We start from the raw sequence: 14730 nt of genomic DNA, 5'->3' as shown, positions 1-14730 counted from the left end.
AATCCAGTAAGGTCAGTCAACGAATAGAGCCTTTAGAAAGCAGCTTTTTCAGGATTAGTACACTTTGCTCCAGCTCATCCTCCGTGCTGGAGGCAAATCCCAGGCGGGTTCCATTCAGTTGCTGACCAGTCGGGTTGTGCGACTGCCCGCTTGCCATATAAAGCCCCTTAGTAGATGCCTGCCGGGCCAGTTGTTCCATGTTTACGGTCGGATTGAACGTAGCCCAGACGGCCATGCCCCCATCGGGTTTGGTAAACTGTACGGTATCAGGTAATTCGCTGGTCAGCAGGTCGCAGAAGTAGTCCCGCCGGGCGTGGTACGTGCGTAACGCTTTCCGGAAGTGACGTTTCAACTCACCCGTTTTGAACAACTGCCCAATGGCAAACTCAAGCATTGGGTCGCCCTGCCGGTCGATGATGCGCCGAAGCCGGGCCAGCTCGTCAATCAACGACGTGGGTGCTACCACATAGCCCACCCTAAACGCGGGTGCCACCGACTTGGTAAGCGACCCTACATACACGACCATGCCCTGCCGGTCGGCACTGGCCAGGGGCAGGATGGGGCGTCTCAGGTAATGAAAATCATAATCGTAATCATCTTCCAGAATGGCAAAACCGTACTGTTCCGCCAGTTGCAGCAACCGTATACGCCGGTCGGCCCGGAGCGTTACTGTGGTGGGGTAGTGATGGTGGGGATTCACGAATACCAGCCGAATCCTGTTTCTTTGACAAAGATCCGCCAGTGCATCAACATCCATCCCATACCGGTCGACGGGTACGGTTTTTAGTAATGCGCCCGTTTTCTGGATATTCATGGTTGCACCCGCCCAGGTCGTTTCACCCGTCACAACGATATCGCCCGGTCGGAGGAGTATCTGACAGGTGAGGTGCAGGCCCATAATACTGCCGCGCGTGATGAGAATATTGTCTGGTACAGTGTGCAGGCCCCTCGTTTCGTTCAGGTGCAGCGAGAGCTGTTCGCGCAGCAGTGGATGCCCTTTGGTATCGCCGTAGCCGAAGTGTGCCTGCGGATTGCCCCACCTAAAATACGACCGGTAAGCACGGCTTAGCTCATCCATCGGTGCCAGTCGGATATCGGGAAGGCCATCATCCAGTCGTAACCCCGCCGACTGAGTCAGGACGGGACGATGTAGAAAAGCCGTTGATTCGACCGGGTAACCAGGTTGACTGCTTATCGGTTTGTTCCGGAGTGGGTTGTCTCCCAGTGCCAGCGGCTGCGGCCTGACTTCGGGAAAATGCGCGGCTACGTACGTGCCACTGCCCGACTGGCTTTCGAGCCAGCCCTGCGCTAAGCCTTCATCATAAGCCGCTACGATTGTTTGTCGGTTTAGTTCCAGCAGCGTAGCCAACTGGCGGGAACCGGGTAACCGCTGACCGGGTAGGAGCATTCCCCGCTGAATGAGCAAACCAAGCTGGTCGCTTACCTGCAAAAATACGGGCGTACTCAATGACCTGTCGACCTGAATAAGTGATTTGAAGGGGACCATAACCGGACTAGCTGTTATCTTGAAATCGGACGGTTCTGCTAGTCCGGCAAAGAACGACATTTGTAGTCTAAATCAGCGAATCCTATGCAAACGTCCCGTACAACCCCCAGCCGGTTGGCCAAACGCGCCCACTACGATGAAACAACCATCCATTCCATTCTGGACGAAGCCCTTTTTTGCACCGTAAGCTTTTCCGTTGATGGGCAACCGATGGCGATTCCTACGGCCTTCGCCCGGCAAGAGAACAGCCTGTACATTCATGGTTCGGTAGGGAGTCACTTTATCCGGGCCATTGAAAACGGGGCACCGGTTTGTATTACCGTTATGCTGGCCGATGGACTGGTCCTGGCAAAATCGGCTTTTCATCACTCAGTAAACTATCGGTCGGTGGTTATCTTCGCCAATGCAGAAAAGGTGACGGATGAAACCGAGCAAATGAACGCGCTTGCCCTGATTACCGACCACCTTATACCCGGCCGGTGGGACGACCTGCGGCCTACTACAACTAGTGAAATGCGAAAGACGACGGTATTGCGTTTTTCACTGGCCGAAGCCTCTGCCAAAATTCGCGCTGGTGGCCCTAATGATGACCCCGAAGACATGAATTTGCCCACCTGGTCGGGCGTGGTGCCGTTGCAAACTGTACGATTAACACCCGTTCCCAGAGAAGATACAACGGCCGTACCCCTACCGGATTATCTGGCATGACTATCGTAGAATTGACCGTTACCGATCAGGTTCAGTACAAAACCACCTTCACCAGTGGCCTAGTTCAGCACCGCGACTGTTTCCGCATCAGCCCCGCCGATGAAGCCCGCGAACCCTTCCCAACCACCGGACAGCCTGATAGTTTTACCCTGGGTTTGCTGACAGAGACGAATGAGCTGGCGGGTGTGGTGAGCTTTGAGCGGGAAGGAAGAAATCGCGAAAAAGTTCGGCATAAAGGATTGCTTTTCAGGATGTACATATCGGCTCAGTACAGCGGTTGCGGCTACGGACGACTGTTGATGAACGAGGTGATAAAGCGCGTACTTGAACTAGGTAGCATCGAGCAGATAAACCTCACCGTTGTTGCCACTAATTACGCGGCAAAACGGCTGTATGCGTCGCTTGGTTTTACCGTATTCGCGCACGAAAAACGGGGGATTAAAGACGGGGATGCCTATTATGATGAAGAACAGATGGTGCTATTTTTGCAAACCGGCCCTGCCTGATCCCTCACAATAAATTATGACGAAACAGCATCAGTACGCACTGACCATCGAATGGACCGGCAATACCGGCGAAGGGACAGCTTCGTACCGGTCTTACGAACGAAGCCACCGTATTTCGGTCGGGAACAAGCCAGATATACCGGCCTCTTCGGACCCGGCCTTTCGGGGCGACCGGACGCGCTACAATCCGGAGGAGTTGCTAGTGGCTGCGTTGTCCAGTTGCCACATGCTGTCGTACCTGCACATGTGCGCGGTGGCGGGGATTGTGGTTGTAGCGTACGAGGATAATGCGACTGGTACAATGGCCGAAACGCCGGATGGGAGTGGGCAGTTCACGGAGGTTACGCTGAACCCGACCGTGGTCGTAACGGAAGCATGGATGGTGGATAAAGCCAATGCATTACACCATCAGGCCAACCAGGTATGCTTTATTGCCAACTCCTGTAATTTCCCGGTACGCCATAGCCCAACCTGCCGGGTTCGGGACAAGGGTTAATCCGCGTTTTTGGTTTAAAAATCAACAAGCCGGGTCTCAGACCCGGCTTGTTGATTTTGTTATTTATCCGCCAGCACTTCCTGATTCTTGAATTTGTACCAGTATTCGATCAGGTCGGCAATCAGGCCCGTCCAGCCCGTTTGGTGACTGGCCCCCAGCCCCATGCCCGTGTCGCCATTGAAATATTCGTAGAACAGGTAGAGGCCCTGGAAATTCGGGTCATCCTGCATCTTTTTGTCGTCGCCATACGCGGCTACTTTTCCGGTGGCATCACGCCGGAAAATATTGAAGAGTCGCTCTATAACCAGCATGACGGCATCTTTTACGCTCATAATGTGCCCCGAGTTGGTTGGGTACTCGACCTCAAAATCATCGCCGTAGTATTGGTAGAATTTCAATAAGGAGTCCATCAGCAGAAAGTTAACCGGGAACCAGATAGGGCCGCGCCAGTTGGAATTACCGCCAAACATGCTCATCTCCGATTCGGCGGGTACGTAGCGTACCTGATACACTTCACTGTTCAGTTCAAACTGATACGGGGTGTTTTCGTGAAATTTCGATAATGCCCGGATACCATAATCGGACAGAAACTCGGTTTCATCGAACATCCGTTTCAGAATCATTTTCATCCGGTGACCGCGCAACAGGCTCAGCAGGTGCGTTTCTCCCTTGCCCGGCTCGTGCCAGCGCGACACCAGCGAAGCCAGGTCCGGGCGGTTGGTAAGTACCCACTCCACCCGGCGTTTGAAAGCGGGCAGTTTGGACAATAGCTCTTCGTCCAGAATTTCAACGGCAAAAAGTGGAATCAATCCTACCATCGACCGGATTTTAAGCAGTCGGGCGTTATTGTCGGGCATGTGCAGCACATCGTAGTAGAACTGGTCTACTTCATCCCAGAGGCTGATATTTTGCCGACCCAGGTTGTTCATGGCAGAGGCAATGTGCAGGAAGTGCTCGAAGAACTTACTGGCCATATCCTGGTAACTGGGGCGCGTGAGCGAAATCTCGCAGGCAATACGCAGCATATTCAGGGTATACATGGCCATCCAGCCCGTACCGTCGGCCTGCTCAATGCGCCCGCCCATCGGTAACGGCTGACTCCGGTCGAATACCCCAATGTTGTCCAGCCCCAGGAACCCACCGCCAAAAATATTATTTCCCGAAACGTCTTTCTGGTTGACCCACCACGTAAAGTTTAGCAGCAGCTTATGGAAAATCCGTTCCAGAAAATTAATGTCGCCAACCCCATTCAGGTCGCGGTCAATTTCATACACCTGCCAGGTAGCCCAGGCGTGAACGGGTGGGTTTACATCGCCAAAATTCCATTCGTAGGCCGGAATCTGGCCGTTGGGGTGCATGTAGTATTCCCGCAGAATAACCGCCAGTTGTCGTTTGGCAAAGTGAGGGTCCAGCCGGGCCAGCGTGAGGGTGTGGAAGGCCAGGTCCCAGGCCGCAAACCAGGGATATTCCCACTTGTCGGGCATGGAGATGATGTTGGCCGTGTACATGTGCCGCCAGCCTTCATTGCGGGCGTACACGCGTCCCTGAAACGGAACCGGCATCTTGGGATCACCTTTCAGCCACTCATTTACATTGTAATAATAAAACTGTTTGTTCCAGAGCATACCGGCATAGGCCTGCCGCTGTATGGCCTGTAATTCCGGGTCGATAACGTTTTTCTGTAGTTCAGCATAAAAGAGATTTGCCTCTTTCAATCGCTCGTCGTGAATAGACGCAAAGCTGGCGAAAGGCTGCGCCAGTTGCGTTTGATCGCTGAAGCGGAGTCGTATACTCACACTCCCTTTTGCCGGAACCGTACGTTTATAGAGCGCGGAGGCCTTCGTACCAATCTGATTAGGATTGACAAACGATTTTTTACCCCCCGAGGTGATGAAATTGTTGATACCATCTTTGGTATACTTCGATACGTTGGGACGACCGTACAGCTGTTCTGTGTTAGTATCGTTGTCGCAAAAAAGCAGAGCATCCGCATTTTCGCAGTAGAGCTTGTACTTTCCTAACTGCTTATGGTTGACCTCAATCTGGTTATTGGCAATGCCGTGCAGCATGGGCCGAATGTTATACTGCTCGTACCCCCACGCCCATGTATTACGGAACCAGATAGTTGGCAACAGCGTAAGGGGCGCGTCTTTTTCAGACCGGTTGTGAGCCGTAACGGTTACCAACCAGTCATTTTGATCAGCTTTGGCGTATTCGATAAAAATATCGAAATATTCATCCTGATCGAAAATGCCGGTATCGGTCAGTTCAAACTCCGGCTCCTGTCGGCTCCGGCGCATGGATTCGATGACCAGCCGGTTATAGGGAAAATCCTGCTGTGGGTACTTGTACAGCATTTTCATGTACGAGTGCGTAGGGGTACTATCCAGGTAATAGTACAGTTCCTTTACGTCTTCGCCGTGGTTTCCCTCCGGCCCCGACAGGCCAAACAACCGTTCCTTGATGATATTATCTTTATGATTCCAGAAACCCAGGGCAAAGCAAATGTTCCCCTTGTTGTCAGAAATGCCGCCAATCCCTTCTTCACCCCAGCGGTAGGCGCGGGAGCGGGCCATCTCGTGCGATACGAAATTCCAGGCATCGCCGTAGGGACTATAATCTTCCCGTACAGTACCCCAGGCACGCTCGGATAAGTAAGGACCCCACTTTTTCCAGCCTTTGTTATCGGCTCGTTCGTAAATTCGTTCGCGTTCGGCAGTAGACATAATTTTCAGGAATATCAACCCGGCTGGTTGATGGGGGTTAGTCACCTGGCAGGCACATACACCAAAGGTAGCAGGCTTACGGTATTTTGTTTCGAAAAAGAAAGGTTGTGCCCGGATGTTTGTTCACTGCAATTGTTTTGCCAACAGCGATAAAATAATAACTAAAACTACATTTACCCATACTTTACAGCATGAATCCGCAACCCAATAACCCACTTCACGGTAAAACACTGGAAGCCATTTTAACCGAACTGGTTGATCATTTCGGTTGGGATGAGCTAGGCCAGCGCATCAGAATCAACTGCTTCCTGAACGACCCCAGCATCAAATCAAGCCTGACGTTTCTGCGCAAAACCGATTGGGCCAGAAAGCAGGTAGAGGAGCTGTATTTGTCTACGGTTTGAAGTTTACAGTTGGCCGACGCATCTACACGCTAGCACGTCAGCCAACCGTAAACTTTAAACCGTAAACCGATTTAACGCTCCAGCTTAAATCCGGGGTCTACTTTTATACGGTCAGGCCGGTTGGCAATGTCCCAGCCGGTGAGGTACATCCAGCGGGCAATACGCGTCACTTTGGCCGTGTTGATACGGTCGGGCTCGTCTTTTGGGGTGTGGTAATCCGCGTGGAGCAGGGTGGTGAATGCAATGGCGGGCACCCCGGCGCGGGCGTAGGGCAGGTGGTCGGAGCGGAAATACCAGCCTTCGGGGTGATCCGGTTTGTCCCAGAGGGTGTCGAGTTTAAAATGCGCTTCCGATTGATTGTAGGCCAGCGCGGTATTGACCAGCTCGGTCGAGTTGCGGTGGGGTACTTGCTGACCCAGAATGGCCGCGCTGTCGGGGTCATTCCGGCCAATCATTTCGGCATTCAATACCGCCACGATGGATTCTTTCGGTACCGTTGGGTGCTCCACGTAGTACCGCGAACCGAGCAAGCCCCGTTCTTCGGCCCCGTGAAAAATAAACAGCGCCGAGCGCTTACCTGGTTTCCGGGCAAATGCCCGGCCAATAGCCATCGTAGCCGTGCAGCCACTGGCATTGTCGTCGGCCCCGTTCCAGATAGAATCACCCGCAACTGCCCGCCGGACACCGTCGTGGTCCTGGTGGGTGCTGTAGAGTACATACTCGTTTTTAAGCGTCGGGTCGGTGCCGGGAGCTTTGGCGATGATGTTGACGGACGGGTAGCTAAAACTTTCTACGTTGACCACGTTGGTAAACTGCTGGCCGGGCTGTTTGATCCAGTCCAGGGCACTGGCCGGAAGCCAGACGGTGGGAGCCTGCGAAAAAATGCGGGTGTTGGCCCCGCCGGGTAAGTCGTAGCGCCCCCGTTCCAGCCCCGTTGTCCACCGCTCAAAATACGACTGTGCTGCTGCGTCCGATACCCATACCACGGCCAGTGCCCCGGCTTTGATGAGTTCAGCCGCCCGGCGGTTCATGGTGCCGAACAAATACCGGCGATAGCTGATTTCGGGTGGCCCTGTTCCGGAAAATTCCAGGGCTACGGCTTTGCCTTTTATATCTATGTTGGCCAGTTCGTCGGGTGTTCCTTTGCCTGCGAACACCAGCGGGGCATCCACGGAAGCAATGGCGGGTGCCAGGATAAAGGCGTCCTGACCGTGTACGAGCTGGTGCGTGCCAATGGCTAACCGGCTGGTTTCGGTGATGCGGGTACGCTGGATGTGAAAAAACTGGAAGAATGTGCCATCATCGCCACCGGGTTGCAGGCCCATAGCCCTGAGCTGGTTGGCAATCCAGACGGAGGCTTTCAGTTCGTCTAGGGAACCGCCTTCCCGGCCCCGGAAATGATCGTCTGCCAGGGAAAAGAGGTCACGTTTGATGTCACTTTCCTGGATAGCTGCAATGGCGTTGGGTGCTTTGGCTGAACCAGGTTTTGACTGGGCGTAGCCCGTTAACGCACCCAGGAGCAGGGATAGGGTAATGACTGTTGCCAGCCGTTGGCAAAATTTCTGACAATTCAGGTAATCCATGTTGTATTGGTTGAGAAGTGATTGACACGCAACAAATCTACGGACAGACGTACTATTTTAGGTCTATTTTGCCGAAAAACCTTACCTTCGGCAACCAAACAACCTGCTATGAAATGGACTCTTTTGGGAGTAATACTACTGTGGAGCGGCATTAATGGCCAATTTATTTCGGTACAATCCAGTAAAAATACGGTTGTCCTCATTGCTCGTTACGCTTCGGCTGGTCTTTAACCAGATCCAAAAATCCCTGGAAAGCACCCGTTAACATCAATCCAATCAATTCATCATGTCCGTGAAATTTTTACCCATTTTACTGCTGTTTACATCCGTTACCATTTTTTGTCAGGCTCAGTCGGCGCAGGAAAAGGTACGTCAGTATCGGCAGGCGAACGAAACCGCCCTGATGGATGAATACCGCCAGTTTCTATCCATTCCCAACGTTTCTGCCGACTCGGTTAATATCCGTAAAAATGCGGCTTTCATTCTCCAGATGATGAAACAGCGCGGTATAGCCGCCCTGCTGCTCGATGGCCCCACACCGGGCATAACCCCGGCAGTATTTGGGGAGGTTAAGGTGCCCGGAGCGACGAAGACCATCATCTTTTACGCCCATTACGACGGGCAACCCGTCAACCCAAAACAGTGGGCCGAGGGGCTGCAACCCTTCGTACCCGTTTTTATTACGGCTCCCGCAGAGCAGGGGGGTGAAATTATAACGACCTATAAATCGGGGGATGCCATCGACCCATCATGGCGGCTTTCGGGCCGGGGAAGTGCCGACGACAAAGCGGGAGTCATGACGATTCTGAACGCCTACGATGCCCTGGTGAAGACGAAAATGGCTCCTGCCGTTAACGTGAAGTTTTTCTTTGAAGGTGAAGAAGAAGTCGGCTCGACTCACCTGGGAGAGATTTTTGCCAAACACAAAGATAAACTGACCAGCGACCTCTGGGTAATTGCCGATGGACCCCGCCACGTGTCTGGAAAAAGGGTTGTACAGTTTGGCGTTCGGGGTGATGTAAATATGAGCCTGACGGTGTACGGGGCCAAACGCCCGCTCCACAGCGGAAATTACGGCAACTGGGCGCCCAATCCGGCCATGCGCCTGGTAACGTTACTGGCCAGTATGAAAGACGGGAAAGACCATGTGCTGATAAAGGGATTTTATGACGATGTGGTACCGCTAACAGCCAGCGAGAAGGAGGCACTGGTCAAAATACCCAACGTCGAAGCGTCTTTGAAACAGGAACTGGGCATCGCCCAACCCGATGGTAACGGCACCCCCTTTGTGGAGTTACTGATGATCCCGACGCTGAATATCAACGGGATTCAGAGTGCCAACGTCGGGGCTATGGCAGGTAATATTATTCCTACTAAAGCCGAAGCTGTCCTTGATTTGCGGCTCGTGCGGGGGAACGATACCGACCGCCAGATAAGCCGGGTTAGAGACCATATTCAGGCCCAGGGATACCACATCATTGATCACGAGCCAACGGATGCCGAGCGGCAACAGTACCCAAAGCTGATCAAAATAAGTCACGGGCATGGCTACAATGCCCAGCGGACACCCATGGATTTGCCCATTGCCCAGAAGGTTATTGCCGCCGTGCAAACCACCAGTCCCGATCCCATCGTGCTGTCGCCATCGGCGGGGGGGAGCTTACCATTGTATTTGTTCGACACCGTGCTGCATGTTCCCGTTGTGTCGGTGCCGGTAGTGAATTACGACAACAACCAGCACGCCGAAAACGAAAATATGAAGGTGCAGTACCTATGGGAAGGTATTGAGATAATGGCCGCTATTATGCAATTGAAATAAGTGTAACGGTCTGACGAACTCTGACAAATTTTTGAACTTTGTCAGAGTTCGTCAGACCAGCTCTTCATCACCGAATTAAACAAAAAAGTTTTTATTCATTGAAACAATTTAGTGAAATTAAATGTATATACATGAAATGTTAAAACACGAAATTAATTAACGCCTATTATTATGGAAACTGCAACAGCCACCACCTGGGTAATTGACCCCTCACACTCGGAAGTTCAATTTAAAGTAAAACACCTGGTTATCTCGACCGTAACGGGTTCGTTTGGCCAGTACGAAGGTCAGGTTGAATCACACGGTGATGACTTTACCGATGCTAAAGTCTCTTTTTCGGCGGATATTGCCAGCATTAGTACCGGAGCAGAACAGCGGGACGGCCACCTGAAGTCGGCTGATTTTTTCGATGCGGAGCAGTTTCCCAAGCTCACGTTTGTATCGACCAGCATGACCCCAACGGGTGATGACACTTTTAATGTAGCCGGGAATTTGACGATGCACGGCGTTACCAAACCGGTAACCCTGAAAGCGGAGTACGGTGGTCAGACACAGGATTTTTACGGTCAGACCAAAGCGGGCTTTGAATTGACCGGTACAATCAAGCGGAAAGAATTTGGCCTGACCTGGGATGGTATTACCGAAGCCGGGGCCATCGTTGTCAGCGATGACGTTAAACTGGTCATGAATATACAGTTGACGAAACAGGCTTAATTCAGTCGGCTTCGGGTTAAAATCCCATCACCAAAAACGCGCGTTTTTGGTGATGGGATTTTTTTATTGGCAACGGGTCGTGTTCCCTGGCATCTGGTTGCTACGGGTTCATAGGTACAAAACAGTAGGGTTAGGTAACGGCAAAAAACCTGATGGACGAACCAAAACAGCCAGGCAGGCTCCGGATGGCTGGCAGCGCCTTTTTTTATGACTACAACCACCCACAGACCCCAAATGATAAAAGTTATAAACCATAGCGCTGTTCAATCAGTTAAGCAGTCTATGTTGCCGATGGGCTAACGTACTTCACTCTATTGCTTATTTCAACGTTATGAAACCTATTTTGAAATGGACGCTGGGCACGGCTGCTGGGTTAGGGCTTGTGCTGGCCTGTACCAAGGGAGCCGACATCTTTAAGGAGATGATTCCTGAAACCGACGATCAGCCCACAACCGCCCAGGTGCAAGGCTACGTGTTCCGGCCCGCCCTTGTGCCGGCTACCGACGAAAACATCCGGCAACTGAAAGTCCCGGCGGGGTTCACCGTTACCAAATACGCCGACCAATTGGGCAAACCCCGCATGCTTGCAATCAGCCCGGCGGGTCACGTTTATTACACCGACCGGGAAGCGGGAACGGTTTCGCTGCTTCGAGACTCGAACAACGATGGAGTGGCCGACAGCAAATCAGTCGTGGCGAACCTGAAACAGGCCCATGGTCTGGCCATTTATAGTGGGAAGCTCTACATCACAACCGTAAAAGAGGTTTACTCGGCTGCCATGAATCCGGACGGTACCCTCGGCCAGCCGCAGCAGTTGATTAACGACCTGCCCGATGGTGGTCAGCATCCAAATCGGACCATTGGCTTCGGACCTGATAACCTGATGTACCTCACCGTGGGCAGTACCTGTAACGCCTGTCCGGAACCCAACCCCGAAAACGCCACCATCCTGCGGGCTAACCCGGACGGGTCAAACCGGAAAATTTTCGCCAAAGGTCTGCGCAACACCATTGGCTTCGGCTGGCACCCCACCACCAAAGAACTTTTCGGACTGGACCATGGCATCGACTGGCTGGGCGATAACGAACAGAAAGAAGAGGTGAACAAATTGGTACAGGGGGCCGATTACGGCTGGCCCTACATTTACGGAGAAGGGAAGTACAACCCCGCCGACCGGCCTAAGGGGGACACCACCTACCAGCAATACTTACAGAAGACCACCCTGCCGCTGCTCACCTACCAAGCCCACAGCGCCCCGTTAGGGATGGTGTTTTATACCGGCACAAAATTTCCGGCCGAGTACCGAACTGATGCTTTTGTGACCATGCGCGGCTCCTGGAACCGGAGTGTGCCGTCGGGTTACAAGGTGGTGCGGCTCCGTTTTGAAAACGGCCAGCCCACGCGCTTTGAAGATTTCCTGATGGGTTTCCTGATCGATAATAACCGCTCCCAGTTTGGCCGACCTGTAGGCATCGCTGTTCACACGGATGGCTCGCTTCTGGTAACCGATGACAACAACGGCGTTATTTACCGTGTGAGCCACAGCGGCTAAATCAGTAGTGAGTTGCGTCTATCAACCTTATTTACGGGGCTGCTCTCTCACGGGAGCAGCCCCTTTTCTGCTTCCTTTCACCGTACCAGCATCAGGTTACCCCGAATCACGGGTTTGGCGGGAACGGTATGGATGGTATAGACATACATACCCTGGGGCAGAGAGGTGCCGTTCAGGGTTCCGTCGAAGGGATGCGTGTACCCTTTGTCTGACGAATAGATTATTTCTCCCCACCGGTTGAAAACCGTTACGACAGCATCGGGGAAGGCTTCGATACCGGGAAGTTCCCACTGGTCGTTCATCCCATCGCCGTTGGGCGAAAACGCGTCGGGTACGTACAAGCGCGCCAGCACCGTGATGTGGATAGTATGGGTGGCATCGCAGCCCGTACTGTTTTTTACATCGACGGTATACGTAATATCATTGGTGATATCCTGCACGGTAGGATTGGCCAGCGTCGGGTTATCCAGGTATGTGGATGCTGTCCAGCCAAACTGGGTTGGATTTCCGGTATAGACAGGATTCAGGGTGAAGGTATTGCCTTTGTAGGTGGTTATCGTATCGACCAGCTGAATAGTCGGTATGGGGGCTACTACGGCTGTTCGGGTGGCGGTTACGTTGACACACTCCGGGGCCGCCTTAACGCTGTAGGTGATGAGGTGATTGCCAACACCTGCCTGCTTCGCACTGAATACCGTGCCCGTTACGCCCGTGCCCGTAAATACACCCCCTGCCGGATTCCCGGCGAGCGTATACGTAGGAACATCCGGGCCACAGACACCCGGAATAGAATCGAACCGGATAACCACGGGGGGGAGCAGCGTTAGTGATACTGGTGCAGATGTACCCACACACCCGAATAAATCAGTCGCTGTTACTACATACGACCCCGCACTGCTGGCAGCATACCGGGCAAGGTCAGTGCCCACCGCCACGCCCTCTTTTTTCCAGGCGTAGCTGATTCCACCCGTAGCAGTCAGCATAAGTGAATCCTGGGGGCAAATCCGGTTAAGACCCGTGGCTGTCTGGATGTTGGGTACCACGGCCGCCGAACGTGCCAGGTTAACGGTGTCGGTATTGGCTTTGCAGCCCAGGGTTGTATGCGTCAGAACGGCAAAATAGCGGCCTTCCTGATTCGTCTGGAGGGAATCGCCCGTGTGCGAACCCGGCACTAACTGACTGTTGCGGTACCATTGGTATTGTACGTTGGCGTCCTGGGTGGCATACAGGCCTACGGTTCCGGTAGTGGCGCACAAATGACCGCTAAGGGAAAGTTTTGCATCCTTACCAATAACACCGATGGTCACCGTTTCTGAGTTACCTATTCGGCTACAGGACGTTTTGGGCGATACCAGCACGGTATAATCACCGGCTTCGCGCACGGCCAGCGATGGTTTGGTGGCTCCCGCCAAGTTAATGCCATCCTTACGCCATTGATAGTTCCAGGTGGTGTCCAGCGAGGCTCTGAGAATGGCCGAATCGCCCTGGCAGATGGTGGCACTGCGCAATGCGGGTCTGTTGGCAATCTGGACATCCGGTTTGGGCGTTGTTTGGGGAGGGCAGTCAATAACCAGCAGCTGAAAGTCGCGCCTTACTTCCCCAATTTTTATCCCGTTGCGATACTCCTCTACTTTCACCGCGAAAACGAACAAACCCAGTTGCGTAGCCGTAACGGATAGCTGCCCCGTTCTGGCATCTACGCCCAATGCCGGACTACCCTGAATGGCATTGGCAGCACTATAGCCCGGTATCCAGCTTACGTCCGGGTAGGGGGCGGGAGAAACGGAATTCTGATTCGTACCTTTCTGATTGAGGGGCGTTATCATAGAGTACCGAAGTTCATCGCCGTCGGGGTCGGTGCCACCGAATGGAAAGGTGAATGGGTCACCCAAACAAACGTACTCGCCGTTTATGGGGCCGAAATGAGGGGACGAATTAACGAATGGCGTCCCGTTTCGCTGGAGAGCCGGAAATTCGAGGTAAAAGGTGAAGCCGGTCTGGTCGGGGCTGTTGATGTTGTTGATTCCCGCATTCCGGTTCCGTGTCTGGTAGGATATGTAGTACCCCTGCGGATCGGCGTAGGTGCTCGGATTGAGTTGAATATCGGCTTCGTAGGTAAGGGCAATAAATTTGAGGTTACGCTGGGCTGCGCAAAATTCGTTGGCGTAGATAACAGGTTCGCGGGCACTCGTCTGCCGAACGGTAAAGGTGGTCATCTGAACGTTATCCCGCTTCCGGAAAATACCCAGTATGCCCGTAGTTGCCTGTAGGGCCGCCCCGCGCGTCCCGTCTTCCAGGTAGTTGGTAACGATAATCCGGTACTGCCCCGGCACATTGGCAACGGCCCGCATTTCCAGCTGCCCTCCCACCTGGTGCGTTGCCAGCGAAGCCAGGGGGATACCCATAACAAAAAGCCAGAACAGGAAGCAGACGGTAGAAAAACGCATAATCAGATCATGCAAGGTTAAGTACGGGCTATACAGGAAACAGGCTTTAAATATACAAAGGAAATGTAGTACTAATTGACTGACTGTCCGGCAACCTGGCTTTCCTGTAAAAAAGTATACCTAGGGTCGGGTTGTGACGGCCAATCTGTTTATCAGTTGAGTAGAGTCCGCTTCTGGTGATTGGTACTCAGGTACATTTGTTGATAGGATTACGGCGAATAAACATAATTCGTTGCACGAAAAAGGGGGCCTGATGAATCATTGCTTC

The 14730-nt window shown here is 52.9% G+C and carries 11 protein-coding genes; 7 read left to right on the top strand and 4 right to left on the bottom strand.

The genetic code is table 11. From position 1 onward, the window contains the following. Positions 1–16: 16 nt before the first annotated feature. Positions 17–1567: an aminotransferase-like domain-containing protein gene (locus tag B156_RS0109275; protein ID WP_026260720.1), complete on the bottom strand. Its 1551-nt coding sequence runs from the start codon at positions 1565–1567 to the stop codon at positions 17–19. A 24-nt stretch (positions 1568–1591) separates the two neighbouring features. Here B156_RS0109275 and B156_RS0109270 point away from each other — a divergent pair, with 24 nt between their 5' ends. Genes B156_RS0109270 through B156_RS0109260 form a run of 3 tightly spaced genes read left to right on the top strand, consistent with a single transcriptional unit; the run spans position 1592 to position 3217 of the window. Next, positions 1592–2215 carry a pyridoxamine 5'-phosphate oxidase family protein gene (locus tag B156_RS0109270; RefSeq protein WP_018619408.1) on the top strand — a complete coding sequence of 208 codons (624 nt, stop codon included), beginning with the start codon at positions 1592–1594 and terminating at the stop codon, positions 2213–2215. Continuing rightward, a complete protein-coding gene (locus tag B156_RS28960; RefSeq protein WP_018619407.1) occupies positions 2212–2721 on the top strand; it encodes a GNAT family N-acetyltransferase in 510 nt (169 codons plus the stop codon). The genes B156_RS0109270 and B156_RS28960 overlap by 4 nt, the downstream gene beginning before the upstream one ends. 16 nt (positions 2722–2737) lie before the next feature. Further along, positions 2738–3217, top strand: coding sequence for an OsmC family protein (locus tag B156_RS0109260; protein ID WP_018619406.1), 480 nt, complete (start codon positions 2738–2740; stop codon positions 3215–3217). A 59-nt stretch (positions 3218–3276) separates the two neighbouring features. Here B156_RS0109260 and B156_RS0109255 read toward each other — a convergent pair whose 3' ends face one another. Next, positions 3277–5943, bottom strand: a complete 2667-nt coding sequence (locus B156_RS0109255; RefSeq protein WP_018619405.1) for an MGH1-like glycoside hydrolase domain-containing protein — start codon at positions 5941–5943, stop codon at positions 3277–3279. A gap of 191 nt (positions 5944–6134) precedes the next feature. Here B156_RS0109255 and B156_RS0109250 point away from each other — a divergent pair, with 191 nt between their 5' ends. Then, the gene (locus tag B156_RS0109250) at positions 6135–6347 is read left to right on the top strand and encodes a VF530 family protein (protein WP_018619404.1); all 213 of its coding nucleotides are present in this window, start codon (positions 6135–6137) and stop codon (positions 6345–6347) included. A 71-nt stretch (positions 6348–6418) separates the two neighbouring features. Here B156_RS0109250 and B156_RS0109245 read toward each other — a convergent pair whose 3' ends face one another. Continuing rightward, entirely contained in the window at positions 6419–7930 is a 1512-nt protein-coding gene (locus B156_RS0109245; protein ID WP_018619403.1) for a M28 family peptidase, read from the bottom strand. A gap of 286 nt (positions 7931–8216) precedes the next feature. Between B156_RS0109245 and B156_RS0109240 the strand changes: the two genes are divergently transcribed. The 3 genes from B156_RS0109240 to B156_RS0109225 all read left to right on the top strand — a co-directional run bounded on the left by B156_RS0109240 (position 8217) and on the right by B156_RS0109225 (position 12015). Further along, complete coding sequence (locus B156_RS0109240; protein WP_018619402.1) at positions 8217–9749, top strand: M20/M25/M40 family metallo-hydrolase; 1533 nt, start codon at positions 8217–8219, stop codon at positions 9747–9749. 171 nt (positions 9750–9920) lie between these two features. Next, complete coding sequence (locus B156_RS0109235) at positions 9921–10463, top strand: YceI family protein (RefSeq protein ID WP_018619401.1); 543 nt, start codon at positions 9921–9923, stop codon at positions 10461–10463. A 331-nt stretch (positions 10464–10794) separates the two neighbouring features. After that, positions 10795–12015, top strand: a complete 1221-nt coding sequence (locus B156_RS0109225) for a PQQ-dependent sugar dehydrogenase (RefSeq protein WP_018619399.1) — start codon at positions 10795–10797, stop codon at positions 12013–12015. A gap of 77 nt (positions 12016–12092) precedes the next feature. On the opposite strand, the gene B156_RS0109220 is transcribed toward B156_RS0109225, so the two are convergent. Next, complete coding sequence (locus B156_RS0109220; protein WP_018619398.1) at positions 12093–14462, bottom strand: T9SS type B sorting domain-containing protein; 2370 nt, start codon at positions 14460–14462, stop codon at positions 12093–12095. Positions 14463–14730: the final 268 nt, after the last annotated feature.

This window comes from Spirosoma luteum DSM 19990 (genome assembly GCF_000374065.1).
Lineage (GTDB): Bacteria > Bacteroidota > Bacteroidia > Cytophagales > Spirosomataceae > Spirosoma > Spirosoma luteum.
This window is presented reverse-complemented; position numbering and strand designations above follow the sequence as displayed.

What these genes read in the sequence shown, in the direction of transcription:
- B156_RS0109250 (WP_018619404.1), top strand. Translation starts at nt 6,135, where the DNA reads ATGAATCCGCAACCCAATAACCCACTTCACGGTAAAACACTGGAAGCC.
- B156_RS0109225 (WP_018619399.1), top strand. Translation starts at nt 10,795, where the DNA reads ATGAAACCTATTTTGAAATGGACGCTGGGCACGGCTGCTGGGTTAGGG.
- B156_RS0109270 (WP_018619408.1), top strand. Translation starts at nt 1,592, where the DNA reads ATGCAAACGTCCCGTACAACCCCCAGCCGGTTGGCCAAACGCGCCCAC.
- B156_RS0109220 (WP_018619398.1), bottom strand. Translation starts at nt 14,462, where the DNA reads ATGCGTTTTTCTACCGTCTGCTTCCTGTTCTGGCTTTTTGTTATGGGT.
- B156_RS0109275 (WP_026260720.1), bottom strand. Translation starts at nt 1,567, where the DNA reads ATGTCGTTCTTTGCCGGACTAGCAGAACCGTCCGATTTCAAGATAACA.
- B156_RS0109245 (WP_018619403.1), bottom strand. Translation starts at nt 7,930, where the DNA reads ATGGATTACCTGAATTGTCAGAAATTTTGCCAACGGCTGGCAACAGTC.
- B156_RS0109260 (WP_018619406.1), top strand. Translation starts at nt 2,738, where the DNA reads ATGACGAAACAGCATCAGTACGCACTGACCATCGAATGGACCGGCAAT.
- B156_RS28960 (WP_018619407.1), top strand. Translation starts at nt 2,212, where the DNA reads ATGACTATCGTAGAATTGACCGTTACCGATCAGGTTCAGTACAAAACC.
- B156_RS0109235 (WP_018619401.1), top strand. Translation starts at nt 9,921, where the DNA reads ATGGAAACTGCAACAGCCACCACCTGGGTAATTGACCCCTCACACTCG.
- B156_RS0109240 (WP_018619402.1), top strand. Translation starts at nt 8,217, where the DNA reads ATGTCCGTGAAATTTTTACCCATTTTACTGCTGTTTACATCCGTTACC.
- B156_RS0109255 (WP_018619405.1), bottom strand. Translation starts at nt 5,943, where the DNA reads ATGTCTACTGCCGAACGCGAACGAATTTACGAACGAGCCGATAACAAA.